Here is an 18,853-nt window from a genome sequence, read left to right as displayed (position 1 = left end):
ATTTTCGTCTGGCGGATGATTCATCCCTTAAATCATGATGGTTGCCGCAGAGGTTGATGTGGGAAACATCAAGTTAGTACTGTTTGAGCAAGGTGGTTAATGAAACGCGCGATTATTACCGGAATTACAGGGCAAGATGGTGCCTATCTTGCAAAACTCCTTCTTGAAAAGAACTATGTCGTTTACGGAACTTACCGGAGGTCAAGTTCAGTTAATTTCTGGCGGATAAAGGAGCTAGGAATCGCCTGTCATCCTTCCTTGCATCTTGTCGAGTACGACTTGACCGATCTATCGGCCAGCATCCGCCTGCTACAAACGACCGAAGCTGATGAAATTTACAATCTGGCGGCCCAGAGTTTCGTTGGAGTTTCCTTCGATCAACCTGTCACCACCGCCGAAATAACCGGTTTGGGGGCGGTGAACCTGCTTGAAGCGATTCGAATTGTAAATCCTAAAGCTCGGTTCTATCAGGCTTCCACATCCGAGATGTTCGGCAAGGTCCAGGCAATTCCACAGAAAGAGGACACACCTTTCTATCCGCGCAGCCCATACGGTGTGGCCAAGCTATATGCCCATTGGATGACAATCAACTATCGCGAGAGCTATGACATCTTTGGTTCTAGCGGCATTCTCTTCAACCATGAATCTCCTTTGCGTGGCCGTGAATTCGTAACCCGGAAAATTACCGATACAGTGGCCAAGATCAAGCTTGGTCAGGCGGATGTCCTGGAGCTGGGCAACATGGATGCTCGTCGGGATTGGGGATTTGCCGCAGAGTACGTGGAGGGAATGTGGCTAATGTTGCAGGCCAAGCGCCCGGACACCTACGTGCTGGCCACGAATCGTACCGAAACCGTACGGAGCTTCGTCGGCTTGGCCTTCCAGGCGGCCGGTATCAATATCGAATTCCAGCATAAGGATGAGAATGAGGTCGGAATCGATTCGGCTACGGGTAAGACGCTTGTGTGTGTCAATTCGAAATTCTATCGCCCTGCGGAAGTAGAGTTGCTGATTGGCGACCCGCAAAAAGCGAAGGACGAATTGGGTTGGGCCCCGACGACCACGTTAGAAGATCTATGCACCATGATGGTCGAAGCGGACTTGAGGAGAAATGCCGATGGATTCTCCTTCTGATAAACCACGGGCGCTGATTACCGGTTTAGAGGGGTTCACAGGCCATTATGTGGCCGAGGAACTGCGCCGTTCTGGATATGAGATATTTGGCACTCGTCACAATGGGGCAGAGGAACAGGCGGCTGGCTGCTTTCGGGTTGATATTTGCGACTTGGCTGCCTTACGGCGGGTGGTCGAGGAAATCGAGCCTGAAGTGGTTGTCCACTTGGCAGCCATTTCCTTCGTTGCCCACGGTGAAGCCGATGCCATTTACCGCGCCAACGTGGTAGGGACACGAAATCTACTCGAAGCATTGGCTGGGTTGACTCGTACCCCGCGTGCGGTGTTGCTGGCCAGTAGTGCCAATGTGTATGGGAATGCTCCAGTGGAGCTGATCGATGAGGCGGTCTCCCTCGCTCCGGCGAACGATTATGCCGTCAGCAAACTAGCCATGGAATACATGGCCAGATTGTGGTTGGATCGCCTGCCGATAGTCATCACGCGGCCATTCAACTACACGGGTGTTGGGCAGGCGCCACATTTCCTGATTCCGAAAATCGTTTCTCATTTCCAGCAGCGAGCTCCTGTTATCGAGCTGGGTAATCTTGATGTCGAGCGTGACTTCTCGGATGTTCGGGTGGTAGCCCAAGCCTATGCCAAGTTGCTGGAAGTCGTTCCGGCAGGACAGGTGGTCAATGTAGGGTCAGGACAGGTGGTGTCGTTGAGAGAGGTCTTGGCGATGATGAGCAAGATCTCTGGGCACGAAATCGAGGTTAGGGTGAATCCATCTTTTGTCCGTGCGAATGAAGTCAAGCGACTGCAGGGCGATGTAAGCAAGTTGAAGGGTCTGGTGGGCGATTATCAACCGATACCGTTGTTGAAGACCTTGGAGTGGATGTTTCGTAATGGCCTTGAATACATAGGAAATGTAAGTACGTGAGCCCCATCCGCAATTCGTTGAGCCTCATTTCTCCCTGGTATGCCCGTGGAACTGTTCCTTTAGGTCTGCAGTTTGCTCTGGCCTGCCTTATGTGTGGCGCTCTGGCTTTGTTTCTATATGGCAGGCCGGCAACCGCGCTGCTTGCTCTTTGGCATTCTGCTTATGAAATTCACAATGTTGCGATCTGTTTTGCTGTGATTGCAGTGGTGGCACTCGTCGCCACCTTGGGACGACACCCTGCCAATGCCTTGGCGGCAGTACTCGCTGCCTTGGCCTTGATGGCGGGGCCGGCCGCCACCCTTTGGGGTTTGGTTGCCGCCTTCGTCACCATTGCGCTGGGATACCAATTGATAGGTCGGCAAGCCCGCTCCCAGCTCGCTCGCTCGGATGTGGCGCGAGTAGCGCTGGCGTTCTGGGTTGGCAAAGCAATATTCATGCTGGTCCTATCGTTGCTCAGCTTCTTCCCTATAAATACGCGTTTCATGGAAGGCGTCCTGCTGGCACTACTGCTACTGCTCGCGCCTGCCGGAAGGGCTGAAGCAGTACGTGTACTACGCGGTCTTCTCATTGTGCGGCCGCGTTATCTGAGAGCGGTAAGCGGTTCGAAAGTTCCTCGGTTTTTCCTGCTTCTTTCGATCATGCTGCTGATTGTTGCAACGGTGCATCCCGGATTCGATGGGGACGCTGCGACAATGCACATGCGCATCGCGCTTGAAATGCAAACCAAGGGCTCCTGGGCCTATGACGTCAGCGAATATGTCTTCGCAGTCATGCCGCTGGCCCCCCAGTTCAATTTCAGTGCGATGTTCATCGCTGGCGGAGTTGAAGCGGTCAAGGTCGATCTGGTACTGCAATTTCTGGCGGTATTAGCCCTGGTCGCCACCGGAGGTGGCTTTCGCTTGCGTGCGACCGGGATAGCCATGGCTGCGGTATTTGCCTTTGTACCAATGTTCGTGCGAGAGGTTTCCGGGCTTTTCATCGAGGTGACCCTGTGCGGTTTCATCCTGGCCTCGGCGGTACTGATGACCTCCTCGTTACGTCACCGATCCATCGAGTTGGCTTTACTGGCGGGGCTTTGTGCCGCAGGGGCAAGCGCCACCAAGACCTTTGGCTTGGTGCTGGCTCCTTTGGTCCTGCTGGTGCTGGTGATCAACTGGCGCCAGCTTGGGACAACCCGGGACCGGTTCCGGCTATCGGTGATCCTGATGGTGACATTGGCCTTGGCATTGTTTTTCTACGTGGTGGCCTGGCTGAAGACCGGAAACCCGCTCTTCCCCTTCTACAACGAAATCTTCAAGTCGCCCTATTGGGCTCCTAGAAACTTTCTGGACCGTCGCTGGATAGATCATGTTGACTGGAACCTGCCTTGGAGAATGACCTTCGAGTCATCCCGCTACGAAGAGTCCAGTGATGGTTCCATGGGCCTCGTGCTTCTGTTCTTGCTGGCCTGTATGGGAAGCCTCGTCGTGCTATGCCGACGCAATCTCGTGGCGCTGGTTCCTTTCGTTGTCGGAACCATCTACCTGACGGCTGTTGGCGCTCAGATTCAGTACTTGCGTTACCTGCTGCCAGGGCTGCTGTTGCTGGCGACCAGCCTTGCCTATTACACCCATGTTGTCATCAGGAAACCACAGAGCGGTGTATGGGCAGTGATTCTTGGTAGCTTGCTCGCTGCGAACTTGTTTGGTATGCCATCGGGTCGTTTCACCAACGGCATGATGCATATTCCAACAGCGAATATGCTGTCTCCCGGGCATTTCCGTGGAGTTCCGTCGACTAATTATTCCGAGGAAACACTCAGGGGCCATCGGTACCTGGGGAACATACTAGCGGCCTCGATGCGCGAGACTCCTACCGTATTGCTGTTGGGATGTCCGTACGGGGCCTATTTCAATGGGCGGACTATCTACACCACATGGCACAACTATAGCTGGAGTAGTCGTGAAACCCAGCTGCTTGATGTTGCAGAGTTTGAGCGCTACTTGGAGGCTAATAGGGTGACGCACATAGTGATAGATGGAGAAACCTGGCCCTCAGCCCGCGCGCGCCTCATTCCTTACATTGAGCAGAATTTCACCAAAGTGGCTGAGCTATGGGGTGTCGTATTGTATGAAGTCAAGAAGCAATGAGGTCATTAGTGGTATATGCATAGGGAGTTTGCTTTGTTGGCACTATTGATTATTGGTTGATTTCATATTTATAAGCGGAAAAAATATTGCCATGAAAGATAATTTGCAGCCGAAAGTCGCAGTGGTAATTCCTTGCTATAAAGTAAAAAATCACATCTTGGGAGTGATTGAAGGTATTGGCTTAGAAGTGCTGCGTATCTATGTCGTGGATGATTGCTGCCCTGATGGATCAGGGGATTTCATCGAGGCCAACTGCAAGGATGAACGCGTGACTATACTGCGTCACGCCGAGAACCAAGGGGTCGGCGGGGCTGTCATGACGGGTTATCGAGCGGCTATCGAGGACGCCATGGAGGTGATTGTAAAGGTCGACGGTGATGGCCAGATGGATCCAAGCCTGATCCCTGATTTCATCGCCCCGATCCTTGCAGGCGAGGCCGACTACACCAAGGGCAACCGTTTTTTTGATCTGGAAGAAATCCGCGCCATGCCTCGTATACGGCTGTTTGGTAATGCCGTTCTGTCATTCATGACCAAGCTATCATCGGGTTATTGGGACCTGTTCGATCCAACCAATGGTTATACTGCAATTCATGTGACTGTAGCTAGGCACTTGCCATTCAAGAAAATCAGCCAGCGCTACTTCTTTGAGACGGATATGTTATTCCGGTTAAATACAATCCGTGCGGTGGTGGTGGATGTGCCGATGAATGCCAAGTATGTCGATGAAGTGAGTAATCTGAAAATATCCAAAATTGTTGGAGAATTTCTTGCCAAACACCTCCGGAATTTCAGTAAACGTATCTTCTATAGCTACTACCTGCGAGATATGTCGGTCGCTTCAATAGAGTTGCCGCTCGGTCTGTTGTTTCTCGGATTCGGTCTTGTCTATGGTGGTTACAACTGGATAAGTTCTGCACATATGGGAGTTTCTACCCCTGCGGGTACGGTGATGATGTCGGCACTGCCGATCATCGCCGGTATTCAGTTCCTGTTGGGATTCGTTGGCTACGATGTAGCCTCTGTTCCTATCCGCCCCCTTCATCGGAATAACCGTAAGCCTGGTGTTAATTATGCTGGAGAACTTGCATGAGCTGGCTTGCTGATTTACTGAGGGACCCAAGCGTCAATAATATCGACGTGGATGACTCCGAACGCTTGCTTGTGCATGGTCGTATGCTCGAGCAGAAGCCCATGTTGAAAGAGGTTTTTACAAGTTTTCACCACACCTTTGAACGGCTCGACAAACAGTTCCTGTCGGGGGCTGGCGAGCGTGTGGAGCTCGGAGCTGGAGTCTCTCCGATCCGCAACTCATATCCCGACGTGCTGGCGACCGATATCGTTCCAGGGCCTGGGCTGGATCGAGTGCTGGACGCAGAGCGACTGGACCTGGCGGACAGTTCGGTGAGGGTCATCTTTGGCCAAAACTGCTTTCACCATTTTCCCCATCCCAGTGTTTTTTTCGAAGAGCTTGAGCGAGTCTTGGTACCGGGTGGCGGAGTGATCCTCCTTGAGCCCTACCACGGGCCATTCGCGGCGTTCCTGTTCCGCCGGATGTTCCGTACCGAGGGATACGACAAGGATTTCCCTTCCTGGGAAACACCAGCATCGGGGCCGATGAACGGAGCCAACCAGGCTCTGAGCTACATTGTCTTTGAGCGGGACCGAGCCGAGTTTGAACGCAGATTTCCGCAATTGGACATCGTTCATCAGGAAACCTGCGACAACTACCTAAAGTACCTGTTCTCCGGTGGGCTCAACTTTCGCCAGTTGTGGCCGAACTGGGCCAGTCCCTTGCTCTCCCTGATCCAGCGCCTGCTATCGCCATTGAACCGCTGGCTGGCTCTGCATCATGTAGTGGTCATACGGAAGAAAGGCTGATGCGGTTCGTACGTTACCTGGTGATCCAGGTGCTGGCTTATGGTTTGGACATGGGTGGGTTCGTTCTGCTGTTCAGCCATTACGGCATCGATCCGTTGATGTCCAATGTGGCCAGCAAGATATTGGCTGCGTTATTTGCATTCTTTGCTCACCGTAGCTTCACCTTCGGAGTAGTGGAGCGTGCAGGGAGCCTGCAACAAGCTGTGCGCTATTTTGCGCTTTTAGCTTTGAATGTCCCGCTTTCGGCATTGGTGCTGAGCGGTCTGCTGTGGCTGATTCCCCTGGCTGTCGCTGCGAAGTTCGTTTCCGATGTCATCTGCGTTTTTTTCAACTATGGCTTGAGCAAGCGGTATGTATTCCTGAGTACTGGTGAGGCGCAGCCCCGGAATATTGATAACCGAGGTAACCAATGAGGATCGCCATCACTGGGGCGACCGGTTATATCGGCCAACGCCTGGTCCGTGCAGCGAGGTTTGCTGGCCATGAGGTCTTGGCTCTGTCTCGGCGTCCATTTACCGAGCCTGGGGTGGCTTGGCAGGCTTTCGACCTTGCCAACACCCAGCCGTTGCAGCTGCCTGCTGATGTCGCGATGGTTTTCCATCTAGCGGTCAATACCCAGCACGATTTCGACTCAGAAGACGTGGAGCCGAATGCTGCCCAGCGGCTTATCGATGCGGCTGCCGTCGTAGGGGCGAGCTTCGTATTTGTCTCTAGTCAGGCAGCTGGAGCCGATGCTCCCACTGCCTATGGACGGATAAAGTGGCAGATCGAAGGCAAGGTGCTTGCGTCAGGTGGTTGGGTCGTCCGCCCGGGACAGGTCTATGGCGGACCCGAGTTGGGACTTTTCGGATTGTTGTGCAGGCTGGTCAGGCATTTACCTGTCTTGCCGGCATTCCTCCCAACTCCATACGTGCAGCCGGTGCACGTGGACGATCTCGTTGATGCGTTGCTGGCTAGTCCTGCACAGGCACCATCGACGGTGCTCTGCATCGCGGCAGTGGAGGGCGTCGGTTTCACGACGTTTCTGCAGGCCATAGCCCGAGGGCGAACCAATCGTCGACCTATCTGCATGCCTGTACCCACTTTGGCTATCCGTATATTGGTTGCATTGTTCGGCGCCAGGCTGAGTGCCAGGTTGGGCCTGGAGCGCTTGCTCTCACTGTTCGCCTTGAAACCAATGGATACGGCCGGTGACCTGCAGAGAGTGTCGGTGTCCTTGCGTCCGCTTGGCGCAGGCATGACACGATCTGGCTGTGGTCGGCGCGAACTGCTCGCCGAGGGCCGAGCATTCTTGACCTATGTATTGCGGATACGACCTGCTGATGCATTGGTACGCCGTTATGCCAGGGCAATCGAAGCACTCAAGGCGGGGCGCGTCTTGCCATTACCCGGTCTGATGTTGCGCTTGCCTACCTTGTTGGCGTTGCTTGACGGTGCGGCTGGTATCGACGATGCCTTTCGACGTGAATTCGCGTGGCGCGTCGATGCGGCCCTGATGGTGGCAGAAGCGAGCCCGCAGGGCGCTGGACGTTTTCTCGGTCTAGATAGGCCGGGTGGCAGGTTTCGGGGAATGCTGCGTATTTTTGGAGCTTTATCCAGTGAAACCATTCGCCGTATTGTGCAACTTGTCTTGCGGCCTTTTTTATCTCGGGTCGGGCGGCGAGGAGCATTGTAGATGAGTGAAAAAAATCATCTTGAATTCGACGTCATCGTTGTAGGAAGCGGTCCCGCCGGAGTTTCGACAGCATTTCCACTTGTCGAGGCAGGCTTGCGTGTATTGATGGTCGATGGTGGAAAGACCTCCCAGCTTGCTCCGCCGAACGGGCAGTTCCTGGATTTGCGTCAACATGATGCTGGCCAATGGAACTGGATGATCGGGCAGGACTTCCACGCCCTGCGCCTGACGGATGCGGTCTCACCTAAGTTGCGGGTACCGACCCATGCGGCAACTTTCGATGGTTTCAAACGAGCTAATCGCATCGATGCGACTGATTTTGTCGCCGTGGGTTCACTGGCCCCAGGCGGTTTGTCCAATGCATGGGGATGTGGTGTAGCCTGCCTGACGGCTGCCGAGCTAGCCGACTATCCGTTTTCGCCTTCCGATATGCGTGACTCTTACCGTGAGGTGGCCAAGCGAATTGGTGTGAGCGGCGCTCGCGATGACGACATGTCCGAGTTCTTCGGCCTGGATGAATGGTCGCAAGAGCCGGTGCCCGTCGACTCCTTGCATGCGAGTCTGCTTGAGCGGTATCCGCAGCACCGAGAGAGGCTGCAACGCAATGGTTTTCGTCTGGGCAGGAGTCGAGTCGCGGTCCTGACAGAGCCAAGGTCAGGGCGTCATGCATGCGATCGCTCCGGCAACTGCTTGTGGGGATGTGGGCGTCGCGCGCTTTACTCAGCGACCGAAGATCTGCATAGCCTGCGCAGTCGGCAGGGATTTCACTACAAGCCAGGTTTTTTGGTGGAGCGAGTCATCAGCAAGCAGGGTGGGGTGACCGTCGAAGGATGGGGTGAGGAAGGGGTTGAGGTTTTGCACGCCCGTCGTGTCCTGTTAGCGGCTGGAACGTTGGCGTCAACCCGGCTGGCATTGCAAGCCGTCGATCATCGGGCCCCGGTGCCGATGCAATCATGCCCGACTGCGGCGTTCATGTTGTGGTTGCCTCGGCATCTCGGGCGAGGTCAAGAGGCTGCATTCGGCCTTGGACAGTTATCTTTTTCCCTTGGACTGAGCCGCGATGTTCAGGCGTTCGGTTCGCTGTTCAGTGCAACGGGAATACCGGTAGCCGAGTTTGCTCGTTACATGCCGTTCGGCAAGCGTTATGGAGTGGATTTGCTGACATCGCTATTACCTTCTTGCGTGATAGGCAACGTTTTCCTTCCAGGGGCGATGACGCAAGCAAACCTTCGTCTAGGTGATGAAGATCAGCTCGTGGTTCGCGGAGGCTATCGGGAGGAAGTCGCTGCGTTGATGAAGGAGGCCGAGCGCCTGCTACGCTCAAGCTTCCGACGACTGGGTGCCGTCTTGATCCCAAGCAGCTTTAAAGTGGGTCTGCCAGGGGCTGATATTCATTACGCGGCATCCCTGCCGATGCATGTCGAACCGGTTGTTGGCCAGACCGATCGCTATGGGGAACTGGCGGGCGCTTCCGGCATCCATGTAGTGGACGGAGCAAGTTTGTCCGCCTTGCCTGCCAAGTCTCATACCCTGACGATCATGGCCAATGCCGATCGGATCGGAAGGTACCTTGCTCAAAGACTGACCGCAGTTGGAAACGATATCTAGAACCAAGGCCGTGCTGTTCACAGCTGCTGGTCGCTCTTACTTGGGCAAGCTGGGGGAGGGCTTTTACGTCGCCTCTTTTGGGGCGGATCCAGGCCTGGGCGATTTGCTGGTTTTACTAAGCTGGGAGTGGATGATTTAAGCCTTCTGGCTGCTGCGATGCGCACAGGTAGGCTGTATGGATGGTCAATGTACTTTACATAATGGATTTTTTGCCAATGTCACCGTTCGGTTCAAGAAGTAGCACCACGATTCAGCCCGTCATTCTGTGTGGCGGTTCGGGTACACGCTTGTGGCCTTTGAGCCGACAGAGCTACCCCAAACAGTTCATGCCTCTTCTGGGTGGGCGCAGTCTGCTGGCGCTCACGCTGGAGCGAGTGAGCGGTCTTAGCTCGCACCCTTGGTGCGTGGCATCGAGCGAGCATCGTTTCCTGGTCATAGATGCCTTTGAACAATGTCAGCTAAGTGGCCAGGTGTTGCTCGAGCCTAGCGCTCGCAACACCGCCGCGGCCATTGCCGTGGCCGCCCTGCATGCCGAGGACGACGCCCTGTTGCTGTTCTGTCCGGCCGATCACTACATTCCTGATGCGCAGGCATTCGTCGAGCGCGTGCGTCAGGCTCAGGACGCGGCGCTGGGCGGTGCCCTGGTGACTTTTGGTGTATTCCCCACCTACCCAAGCAGTGCTTATGGCTACATCGAGGCGAGCGATCCATGGCGGGACTCCGGTGCACTGTTGGTGCAGGGGTTCATCGAAAAACCCTCGGCCACTCAAGCTGCCGAGTTGCTGCTCAAAGGGAACATGTACTGGAACGCCGGGATTTTCCTGGGCTTGGCCCGAGAATGGCGACGAGCACTAGAGTTGCACGCCCCCGATATCCTTGCGGCTTGCAAGGAAGCCCTCAGGGAGGCTGCTGCACCGGTCGTTACCCGTAGTGGCAAGACCGCCGTTCAGTCGGTTGCGCTGCACGGGCCTTCCTTCGATGCCTGCCGGTCGCAAAGTATCGACTATGCCGTCATGGAGCATCACCGGCCTATTTGCGCGCTGCCCTTCAATGGCGCTTGGAGCGATGTGGGCAGTTGGAATGCCGTGGCCGACTTGAGCGTTGCCGATGACAAGGGCAACAGCAGCCAGGGCGATGCCCATCTGTTCGACTGTCAGCGCACCTATGTCCATGCGGCTGGCCGGCGGCCAGTGGTCGCCCTGGGGTTGGACGATGTCTGCATCGTGGATACCGACGATGCGGTACTGGTCATGCCCATGAGTCGTGCCGAGGATATCAAGTCAGTGGTTGGGCAGTTGACCGATCGTTCGGTGGCCCAGGCGCTGTTGCATCGTCGGGTGGCCAGGCCTTGGGGCTGGTACGACAGCCTCGATCAAGGCGAGCGATTCCAGGTCAAGCGCATAGGCGTGAAGCCCGGCGCCAGCCTGAGCCTGCAACTGCATCACCATCGTGCCGAGCATTGGACCGTGGTCAAGGGAACTGCCGAGATCACCTGTGGTGATCGGGTATTCCTGCTAAGTGAAAACCAGAGCACCTACATCCCCCTCGGAGAGCGTCATCGCCTGCACAACCCCGGCAAGGTGGAGCTCGAGATCATCGAGGTTCAGTCGGGTAGTTACCTAGGCGAAGACGATATCGTGCGCCTCGAGGATAACTACGGACGCACGGTTCCCCAGTGGTTGGAGACTACGGAAGCGGCCTCAATCCTCATTGAACAGTAATGCCAGCAGTTGCTGGATAGTCGTTTCTAAGTCGAGGTGCGAAGTATCCAGCTTGAGGGTGGGCTCTTCGGGCGCTTCATATGGGCTACTTATGCCTGTCATGTTCGGTAGCAGCCCACTCCTTGCTTTTTTGTAGAGTCCCTTGGGGTCGCGTTGTTCACAGACTTCGAGGGGGGTATCGACGAACACTTCGATGAAGTGTCCCTCTCCGATCAATTGTCGGGCCATCTCGCGTTCGGCCCTGAAAGGGCTGATGAAGGCGGTCATCACTACCAGCCCTGCATCCATCATCAACTTGGCCACCTCCGCGACGCGGCGGATGTTTTCTACGCGGTCAGCGTCAGTGAAGCCCAAGTCCTTGTTTAGACCTTGGCGTACATTGTCGCCGTCCAGAATGTAGGTGCGCTTGCCTTGGGCGTGGAGTTCTTGCTCCAAGGCATTGGCGATGGTGGATTTACCGGAGCCCGATAGGCCTGTGAACCAGATGACCTTGCCTTTGTGGCCATTGAGCCGTTCGCGGTCCTGGCGAGTGATGCTCAAAGCCTGGCGATGTACGTTCTGTGCCCGGCGCAGATCATGGCGGATCATGCCGGCGGCGACGGTTGCATGGGTAAAGGTATCGACCAGAATGAACCCTCCCAGTGCTTGCGATTCGGCAAAGGGGCTGAATACCAGTGGCGTGCTCAGGGCCAGGGTGGCCACGGCAATATCATTCAGTCCCAACTGACGGCCCGCCTCCCGGGAGTGCGTATCCACATTCATCTTGTACTTCAGGGTAGTGATGCTGGCGGTGGTCCATTGGGTGGCCAGCTTCAACTCGTAGGTCCTGCCGATGAGCCCGGCTTCCTCGACCATCCAGACCAGGGTAGCCTCGAACTGATCACTCATCGGCAATGGCTGGGCTGCCAGGGCGAGTACATCCCCGCGTGAGGCCTTTAGCTCCTGATCCAGCACCAGCGTTACGGCATCTCCGGCTCTAGCCTTGGGCAGGTCGCCATCGGCGGTGACGAGTCGAGCCACCTTGGCTGTTCTTCCCGAAGCGGTGACTCGTACCTCGTCCCCAGGGGCCAGCTCGCCGGATACCAGGCTGCCACTGAGGCCGCAGAAACCGCTGTCGGGGTTGTTGATCCACTGCACCGGGAAGATCACCCTGGTGCTGCTGGCGCGCTGAATTTCCAGGGCTTCGAGGCAGCCGACCAGGGTCGGTCCCGAGTACCAGGGGGTGCGAGCCGACCTGCTGGTGAGGTTATCGCCTTTCAGGGCGGAGACGGGAATGGCCGTGACGCTGATGAAACCCAAGGCGGACGCAGTTGCCTGGAACTCGTCCTGGATGGCCTCGAATACTCGCTGGCCGTCTATGACCAGGTCCATCTTGTTGATCGCCAGGACCACGTGGCGGATGCCCAGTGCCGATAGCAAGCAGGCATGCCGACGAGTCTGTGTGCGCATGCCTTGCACAGCATCGACCACCAGTACCGCGACATCCGAGGTCGAGGCTCCGGTCACCATATTGCGGGTATAGCTCTCGTGGCCGGGGGTGTCCGCCACGATGAAAGCGCGGCGCGAGGTGGAGAAGAAGCGATAGGTCACGTCGATGGTCATGCCCAGCTTTTTTTCAGCGGCGAGACCGTCGACCAGCAAGGCATAGTTGATGTCCTTGGCCTGGGTAGCATGGGGCTGGCAATTGGCACGCAAACTGTCGGCTTCATCTTCCGTAACCTGGTGCAGTTCCCACAGCAGTCGCCCTACCAGGGTGCTCTTGCCGTCGCCCTGGCTTCCGCAGGTGATCAGGCGCAGGGAGTCTTGGTGCTGCTTGGGGGCGTCGACGACAGGCGATGATCGAACGGTGTCTTGGTGCTTTGAGGGATGAAGGATGGTCTCTGGCATGATCAGGCGAGCTCAGCTTGAGTCGGGAGCACAGGGTAGATCGCCAGTTGCCTGGCTAGGTGTTGTGCGAGTCGTTGTGTATGCCCCCGAAGTTCCGGCACCGCAATGGCTTCCCAATGCTGCGCTTTGAGCATCGGGCCGACGTACCACAGCCCTGGGGTAGCCTGGCCGCTGGAACAGGTCGGTTGATAGTGATCATCGATCAGCACGCCCAGTTTGTTGGGGTCGGGGACCAGCAGTCCATCCCGGGCCAGTTGCTGTAGCAGGGGGCTGGAATGAGAGCCAATGGACATCCGCGGGCCGGTGCAGTTGATGATCGCGGCGACCTCCAGGGATTGTTCCCGAGGCTGGCAGCGAGGCCTGAACTGCACTTGTAGCATTCCGCGGCTAGTGGCCCGCATATTTGTGAGGCGCCCACCCAGGACCTGAACTTCGTCGCTCTCTTTCAGCGCTTGCAGGCGATCTGCCGAGAGTGGTGCCAGGCGATGACGGTGGATGTCCCAGAAGGCCATGCCATGGCGCAGGAAGCGCTGGCGTTCGACCAGGGGCATGGCTTGCCACAGGCGTGGTGTATGAGGACGGAGCTGGTTGAGCACGTCGCGCCAATCGCAGCCTGCCAACGCCTTCCGAGCTATTTCCTTGCGCAGTTCCCGCAGCAGGGTACGTACGCGTAGCGGTGCTTCACCGAGGTAGGTCGGGTACTGGCTGGTGGCAGGGGGCACGGGGTTGAGCCGGTGAGCGTGGGGCAGCAAGCCATGTCGGGAAAGCATCCAGATCCTGCGTGGCCGGGCTTGCTGAGTCAGTTGGAATAACGCATCCACGGCAGTGTGGCCGGTACCCAGGATCAGGACGGGCGCATCCCCGGGCAGTTGGCTCATGCGCTGGAAGTCCCAGGGCTCGATCACCTTCTCGAGCTCCTTGGGCGGCAAGGGTAATGGAAAGCCCGGTACCTGGTGCCCAAGGGCCAGGACCACGTGTTGCGCAGCCAGGAGGCGGCCGGAGGCCAGCGTGACCGTGAAGCCATCCTTGCCAGGTCGACTGTGTACCGCATGGGCCTGGTCCTGCGCAAGCCTCAGTCGGCCGGGGTTGGCGGCCATGGCCCGTTGCAGATTGAGCTGCAGGTAGCGTCCATAGAGGCGGCGGGAGACGAAGCTGCCGACGTTGAACGAGGGGTCGATTTGCTGGCAGAACTCCACGAAGTGCGAGGGATCGTCGGCAAATGCACTCATGTTGCCGGCAGGTACGTTCAACAACAGGTTGTCATCATTGCCCCGATAGGCAAGGCCACGGCCCGGCACAGCCGCTGGGTCGAGCAGTGTGATGGAGGCGGCTTGTCCGGTAGTGGTGCGCAGCAAGTGGATAGCTGTCAGCGTGCCGCTGAATCCGCCGCCGATGATCAATATGGGCGTCGAGTCGTCAGTCATCAGAAGTAACCCTCACGTTTTTTCTGTTCCATGGAGCCGGGGCTGTCGGTATCGATTATCCGGGCGTGCCGTTCGGACCGGTAGCTATGCATGAGTTCCCGAATAATCGCTTGTGGTGTTTCGGCATCCGACTCCAGGGCGCCGGTGAGCGGATAGCAGCCCAAGGAGCGAAAGCGCACTGTCCTGATCTGGATCTTTTCGTCCGGTAGCAGGCGACAGCGCCCATCATCGACCACCATGATCATCTCCGGGCGCATCACCACGGGGCGTGGTTTGGCGAAGTACAAGGGGGCAACATCGATGTTCTCTTGATGGATGTACCGCCAGATATCCAATTCGGTCCAGTTAGACAGCGGAAACACCCGGATGCTCGTGCCGGAGGCCTTGCGGCTGTTGTAGAGATTCCATAACTCGGGGCGCTGGCCCTGAGGATCCCACTGGTGGGAAGCCGGGCGTGGCGAGAATATGCGTTCTTTGGCTCGTGACTTTTCTTCGTCGCGTCTGGCGCCGCCCAGCACTACATCGAATCGATAGTGATCCAGGGCTCGTTTCAGGCCTTCGGTCTTGGTGATCTGGGTATGCAGGGCCGAGCCATGGTCGAACGGATTGATGTGTTTCTCGAGCGCTTGGGGATTGGTGTACACCAAGAGTTCCATGCCGCTCTCTCGGGCGACGGAATCCCGGAACAGATACAGCTCCTGGAATTTCCAGAGGGTATCGATGTGCAGCAAGGGCAGCGGTGGTGTCGATGGATAGAATGCCTTGCGTACCAGATGCAGCATGACATCGCTGTCCTTGCCGGCGGAGTACAGCAACACTGGGTTCTTCGCCTCGGCCACGGCTTCGCGGATGATGTAGATGCTCTCGGCTTCCAGGCGTTTGAGCCATGGCGCGTGGACAAGCTCCGCACTGCGCTCATCGTTGTGCTGCTTCGGTGAGAGCACTCCTTGATAGGCAGGTAGGCAGAACTGGACGTTCTGAGTGCTGGCCATCGCCCGGGTCGCGCCGACCAGTGCGCCATGGGGGAAGAAGGCGATGGGTTTGTCGACGTGATGCTGCAGGGCATCGAGGGCCTGGTGGATGGCCTCGCTACCTGTTCCGGGCAACGGTATCCAAAAGCGTGCGCCACGGGCGTCGTTGACATGCAGCACGGGCCGTCCGTTGGCGAAACTGTCGATCTGGCCGAACAGTACGCGATCACGGCGTCTGCGGGCCTGGTGGATGGCCCATGCCAGTACCAGCGGGTTCGCTGGGCGATCATGCTCATCACGCAGATCGTGCTCCGATAAAGACTCGGGCAGCAGGTGGAGGCTATGCAGGCGGCGTTCTGCGGTGCGCTTGGTGTCTGCCTCGCCCAGGCTCTTCAGGTGGGCGAAGGCCAACTCGGTGTCCCAGACTCGCATGCTGTCCAGGCCCATCAATTCAGGCAGAGCTTCTGTCGCAATTTGCGTCATTCTGATTTTTTGCCTGTGTCTATTTCCTTGCTATTAGATTTAAGCAGATTTTTTTTCGTGTAAAGCAATATGCGACAGAACGTACTCGTTCCATGGTGGGTTGGAGAAGTACTTGTTCGGTGGGGAGTCGGAGTGAGGTTTTTCAGGCATTAAAAAGCCGGCTTGTGGCCGGCTTCTCGGGGACTGGCTTGGCTTATTTTTGGTAAACCGCACCAGCCTGCAAAATGGACACCCAGCTCTTGCGGCTGGCTGTGGGACTGGCGGGAGAGTCATCCGCTTCGTCGGGCGATCTGGCCATGAGGGCCGATGCGCAAAGGTGGGGCGCAGCATACGCATATTCATCTGGAATTCCCAGCGTAAAGCGCGAGCCAGAGGCCTGAAACAGAAAAATAATCCTCCCTGGGACCCAGGCTACGCAAGAGTGCGGCCTGCCAGCCAGGTTCCTGTTACCCATGAAAAAACCCCGATCTCTCGGGGCTTTTCTTGAAGCGTGTCGCTCGAAGCTTATAGCCGCTTCTTAGCCCTTGTAGGCGGCAACCGACTTCTGGATCTCGGCGCGGGCGGCGTCAGCGTTGCCCCAGCCATCGATCTTCACCCACTTGCCTTTCTCCAGATCCTTGTAGTTCTCGAAGAAGTGCTTGATCTGCTCCAGCAGCAGCGCTGGCAGGTCGGTGTATTCCTTCACGTCGACGTACAGCTGGGACAGCTTGTCGTGAGGAACGGCGATCACCTTGGCGTCGCCGCCGCCATCGTCGGTCATGTTCAGGATGCCGACCGGACGAGCGCGGATCACCGAACCCGGGGCGACCGGATAGGGAGTCACGACCAGCACGTCCAGGGGGTCGCCGTCGTCGGCCAGGGTGTTGGGGATGAAACCGTAGTTGGCCGGGTAGAACATCGGGGTGGCCATGAAACGGTCAACGAACAGGCAGTCGCTGTCTTTGTCGATTTCGTATTTGATCGGCGCGTGGTTGGCCGGGATTTCGATCGCGACGTAGATGTCGTTCGGCAGGTCCTTACCCGCTGGAATCTTGCTGTAGCTCATTGGGCGTTGCCCCCGTTGATTGACCAAAAAGTGGCGCCGATTATAGACACACTCCGCTATCGATGCCACGTACCGAGGGTCGTAGAACCTTGGTCGCGGCGCCTTGCAGGCGAGCCTGGCATGGCCTGTCGCAGCGCCTTCGGATGAATGACGTCACTGCCCGGCAAGGCATTAGTGCTGCGCTTGATAGAGCGGATCGTGGGCCTGAAGTTGCTGCAACCTCGCCAGTGGATCTTGCCGGTAGAACAACCGTAGCTGTTCATAGACCTGCGGATAGGCCGCTACCAGCAAATCCGGAGCGCTGAAGAAATACTCGCTGGTCACCGCGAAGAATTCCGCCGGGTTTTCCGCGGCGTAGGGATCGATGGCCGTCTCGGTGTCCGGGGCCTCGTCCAGCTGGCGATTGAGATCGTCGTAGGCGGCCTGCATGACCTGGGCCCAGTCGCTGACTCGCATGTCCCCGTGCAGCGGTGGCAGGCCGTTGGCGTCGCCGTTGAGCATGTCCAGCTTGTGGGCCAGCTCGTGGATCACCAGGTTGTAGGCCTCCCAGCCGCCGCTGGCCAGGACCCCGGGCCAAGCCAGGATGACCGGCCCCTGTTGCCAGGCTTCGCCGCTGTGTTCGCCGTCCCACTCGTGCTCGATGCCACTGGCATCGCGATGGCGCTGGGGGCTCTTGAAGTCGTCGGGATAGAGGATGATTTCGTGGAAACCCTGGTACCAGTTCAGGTCGCCCAGGTGCAGCAATGGCAACTGCGCCTGGGCGGCCAGCAACAGGCGCTGTTCCTGGGGCAACTCGACTCCCGGCAGGGCCGTCAGGTGCTTGTCGTCCAGGAACAGCACGCTGGCTTCGCGCAGCCACTGGTTCTCGGCGGCGCTGATGCCGTCGAGGAAGGGCAATTGCTGGCGTACCTGCTGCCAGGTCTGGTCGCTGACCGGATGCCTGGCCAGGCGGCGTTTACGGCGCCAGGCACTCAAGGACCACATGCCGCTCAGCGGCTCCCGGCTTTTTCAGCGTTACGCCCGAAGCGGCTGCGCAGCACGCCGATGATCATCGGCACCAGGGACAGGAGAATGATCGCTACCACCAGCAGCGACAGGTTCTTCTTGATGAACGGCACGTTGCCGAAGAAGTAGCCCAGGGTCACCAGGCCACCGACCCAGAGGATGGTGCCCGCCACGCTGAAGGCGAAGAAACGCGGGTAGGGCATTCTCGCCACGCCGGCCACGAAAGGCGCAAAAGTCCGGATGATGGGCAGGAAGCGCGCCAGGGTCACGGTCTTGCCACCGTGCTTCTCATAGAAATCATGGGTTTTCTGCAGATAGTCGCGGCGGAAGATCTTCGAGTCGGGGTTGCTGAACAAGCGTTCTCCAGCCGTTCGTCCGATCACATAGTTGGTGCTATCGCCCAGGATCGCCGCGAGCATCAGCAATCCCCCCAGAAGCACCGGGTCCATGCCGCCGCCAGCCGCCACCGCGCCGGCGATGAACAGCAGCGAATCCCCCGGCAGGAAGGGGGTCACCACCAGGCCGGTCTCGCAGAATATCACCAGGAACAGGATGGCGTAGATCCAGGGCCCGTAGTTGGTCACCAACATGTCGAGATAGACGTCGAGATGGAGGATTAGGTCGATCGGGTTGAAATCCATTGAGGCACCTGTGGTGACGGCCCGGCTCGGCGGGCCTGTGCGGTTGCTTTGAGAAAAGGGGCTATGAGGGTGTGAGATTTTTCTGAGGGGCCAGAAAGGACGGCATTATAAAGGCTGACGGGTGAAATGCGTGTTCAGATTGTAGCGGCACATGTCGATCCGCAACCTGTCGGCACGCTGACAGATTCCGCGGTCTGGGACCGGAGACTCATGCCAATCAGTTAAGGAAAGGGTAGAAGCGAGGCTTGTCCGTGAGGGCTTCAGAGCGCTGCGTTTATCCAGTCGACACGCGCTACCGTTAACGAGCCTCGCGAGCAATCGAGCGTCGAC

Annotated in this window: 15 protein-coding genes; 9 read left to right on the top strand and 6 right to left on the bottom strand. The window is 57.5% G+C overall.

All coding sequences use genetic code 11. The features are described 5' to 3' along the window. The first annotated feature begins 99 nt into the window (after positions 1–99). From gmd to ACK6AU_RS06075, 9 genes are all read left to right on the top strand, one after another. Positions 100–1,134: a GDP-mannose 4,6-dehydratase gene (gene gmd / locus ACK6AU_RS06115; RefSeq protein WP_409298276.1), complete on the top strand. Its 1,035-nt coding sequence runs from the start codon at positions 100–102 to the stop codon at positions 1,132–1,134. Continuing rightward, positions 1,118–2,053, top strand: a complete 936-nt coding sequence (locus ACK6AU_RS06110; RefSeq protein WP_409298274.1) for a GDP-mannose 4,6-dehydratase — start codon at positions 1,118–1,120, stop codon at positions 2,051–2,053. Before gmd ends, ACK6AU_RS06110 begins: the two co-directional genes overlap by 17 nt. Further along, positions 2,050–4,182, top strand: coding sequence for a hypothetical protein (locus ACK6AU_RS06105; RefSeq protein WP_409298272.1), 2,133 nt, complete (start codon positions 2,050–2,052; stop codon positions 4,180–4,182). Before ACK6AU_RS06110 ends, ACK6AU_RS06105 begins: the two co-directional genes overlap by 4 nt. 91 nt (positions 4,183–4,273) lie before the next feature. After that, complete coding sequence (locus ACK6AU_RS06100; protein WP_409298270.1) at positions 4,274–5,275, top strand: glycosyltransferase family 2 protein; 1,002 nt, start codon at positions 4,274–4,276, stop codon at positions 5,273–5,275. Further along, positions 5,272–6,063, top strand: coding sequence for a methyltransferase domain-containing protein (locus tag ACK6AU_RS06095; protein ID WP_409298268.1), 792 nt, complete (start codon positions 5,272–5,274; stop codon positions 6,061–6,063). Before ACK6AU_RS06100 ends, ACK6AU_RS06095 begins: the two co-directional genes overlap by 4 nt. Next, the gene (locus tag ACK6AU_RS06090; RefSeq protein WP_409298266.1) at positions 6,063–6,476 is read left to right on the top strand and encodes a GtrA family protein; all 414 of its coding nucleotides are present in this window, start codon (positions 6,063–6,065) and stop codon (positions 6,474–6,476) included. Before ACK6AU_RS06095 ends, ACK6AU_RS06090 begins: the two co-directional genes overlap by 1 nt. Continuing rightward, positions 6,473–7,738: an SDR family oxidoreductase gene (locus ACK6AU_RS06085; RefSeq protein WP_409298264.1), complete on the top strand. Its 1,266-nt coding sequence runs from the start codon at positions 6,473–6,475 to the stop codon at positions 7,736–7,738. Before ACK6AU_RS06090 ends, ACK6AU_RS06085 begins: the two co-directional genes overlap by 4 nt. After that, the gene (locus ACK6AU_RS06080; protein ID WP_409298262.1) at positions 7,739–9,346 is read left to right on the top strand and encodes an FAD-binding protein; all 1,608 of its coding nucleotides are present in this window, start codon (positions 7,739–7,741) and stop codon (positions 9,344–9,346) included. Positions 9,347–9,561: 215 nt separating this feature from the next. Beyond that, positions 9,562–11,067, top strand: coding sequence for a mannose-1-phosphate guanylyltransferase/mannose-6-phosphate isomerase (locus ACK6AU_RS06075; protein WP_409298260.1), 1,506 nt, complete (start codon positions 9,562–9,564; stop codon positions 11,065–11,067). Here the strand turns inward: ACK6AU_RS06075 and cysC are convergent. From cysC to ACK6AU_RS06045, 6 genes are all read right to left on the bottom strand, one after another. Beyond that, the gene (cysC, locus tag ACK6AU_RS06070) at positions 11,047–12,954 is read right to left on the bottom strand and encodes an adenylyl-sulfate kinase (RefSeq protein ID WP_409298258.1); all 1,908 of its coding nucleotides are present in this window, start codon (positions 12,952–12,954) and stop codon (positions 11,047–11,049) included. The two genes, ACK6AU_RS06075 and cysC, sit on opposite strands and share 21 nt — an antisense overlap. A gap of 2 nt (positions 12,955–12,956) precedes the next feature. Continuing rightward, complete coding sequence (locus tag ACK6AU_RS06065) at positions 12,957–14,378, bottom strand: FAD/NAD(P)-binding protein (RefSeq protein ID WP_409298256.1); 1,422 nt, start codon at positions 14,376–14,378, stop codon at positions 12,957–12,959. Beyond that, entirely contained in the window at positions 14,378–15,832 is a 1,455-nt protein-coding gene (gene cysD, locus ACK6AU_RS06060; RefSeq protein ID WP_409298254.1) for a sulfate adenylyltransferase subunit CysD, read from the bottom strand. Before cysD ends, ACK6AU_RS06065 begins: the two co-directional genes overlap by 1 nt. Positions 15,833–16,349: 517 nt before the next feature. Further along, complete coding sequence (gene ppa, locus ACK6AU_RS06055; RefSeq protein WP_022641232.1) at positions 16,350–16,877, bottom strand: inorganic diphosphatase; 528 nt, start codon at positions 16,875–16,877, stop codon at positions 16,350–16,352. A 171-nt stretch (positions 16,878–17,048) separates the two neighbouring features. Continuing rightward, the gene (locus ACK6AU_RS06050) at positions 17,049–17,861 is read right to left on the bottom strand and encodes a zinc-dependent peptidase (protein ID WP_409298251.1); all 813 of its coding nucleotides are present in this window, start codon (positions 17,859–17,861) and stop codon (positions 17,049–17,051) included. Between the two features lie 5 nt (positions 17,862–17,866). Further along, the gene (locus ACK6AU_RS06045; protein WP_185698235.1) at positions 17,867–18,523 is read right to left on the bottom strand and encodes a DedA family protein; all 657 of its coding nucleotides are present in this window, start codon (positions 18,521–18,523) and stop codon (positions 17,867–17,869) included. Positions 18,524–18,853 lie beyond the last annotated feature (330 nt).

The sequence above is a fragment of the Pseudomonas sp. KCJK8993 genome, assembly GCF_046230915.1.
In the GTDB taxonomy this organism is placed as follows: Bacteria; Pseudomonadota; Gammaproteobacteria; order Pseudomonadales; family Pseudomonadaceae; genus Aquipseudomonas; species Aquipseudomonas piscis.
Note: the sequence above shows the minus strand (reverse complement) of the source record. Positions and strands in the feature narration are given on the sequence as shown.

Bases quoted from the DNA above. Each gene is read 5' to 3' on its own strand.
- ACK6AU_RS06050 (WP_409298251.1), bottom strand. From the start codon at position 17,861: ATGTGGTCCTTGAGTGCCTGGCGCCGTAAACGCCGCCTGGCCAGGCAT.
- cysD (WP_409298254.1), bottom strand. From the start codon at position 15,832: ATGACGCAAATTGCGACAGAAGCTCTGCCTGAATTGATGGGCCTGGAC.
- ppa (WP_022641232.1), bottom strand. From the start codon at position 16,877: ATGAGCTACAGCAAGATTCCAGCGGGTAAGGACCTGCCGAACGACATC.
- gmd (WP_409298276.1), top strand. From the start codon at position 100: ATGAAACGCGCGATTATTACCGGAATTACAGGGCAAGATGGTGCCTAT.
- ACK6AU_RS06085 (WP_409298264.1), top strand. From the start codon at position 6,473: ATGAGGATCGCCATCACTGGGGCGACCGGTTATATCGGCCAACGCCTG.
- ACK6AU_RS06075 (WP_409298260.1), top strand. From the start codon at position 9,562: ATGTCACCGTTCGGTTCAAGAAGTAGCACCACGATTCAGCCCGTCATT.
- ACK6AU_RS06095 (WP_409298268.1), top strand. From the start codon at position 5,272: ATGAGCTGGCTTGCTGATTTACTGAGGGACCCAAGCGTCAATAATATC.
- cysC (WP_409298258.1), bottom strand. From the start codon at position 12,954: ATGCCAGAGACCATCCTTCATCCCTCAAAGCACCAAGACACCGTTCGA.
- ACK6AU_RS06065 (WP_409298256.1), bottom strand. From the start codon at position 14,378: ATGACTGACGACTCGACGCCCATATTGATCATCGGCGGCGGATTCAGC.
- ACK6AU_RS06090 (WP_409298266.1), top strand. From the start codon at position 6,063: ATGCGGTTCGTACGTTACCTGGTGATCCAGGTGCTGGCTTATGGTTTG.
- ACK6AU_RS06100 (WP_409298270.1), top strand. From the start codon at position 4,274: ATGAAAGATAATTTGCAGCCGAAAGTCGCAGTGGTAATTCCTTGCTAT.
- ACK6AU_RS06080 (WP_409298262.1), top strand. From the start codon at position 7,739: ATGAGTGAAAAAAATCATCTTGAATTCGACGTCATCGTTGTAGGAAGC.
- ACK6AU_RS06110 (WP_409298274.1), top strand. From the start codon at position 1,118: ATGGATTCTCCTTCTGATAAACCACGGGCGCTGATTACCGGTTTAGAG.
- ACK6AU_RS06045 (WP_185698235.1), bottom strand. From the start codon at position 18,523: ATGGATTTCAACCCGATCGACCTAATCCTCCATCTCGACGTCTATCTC.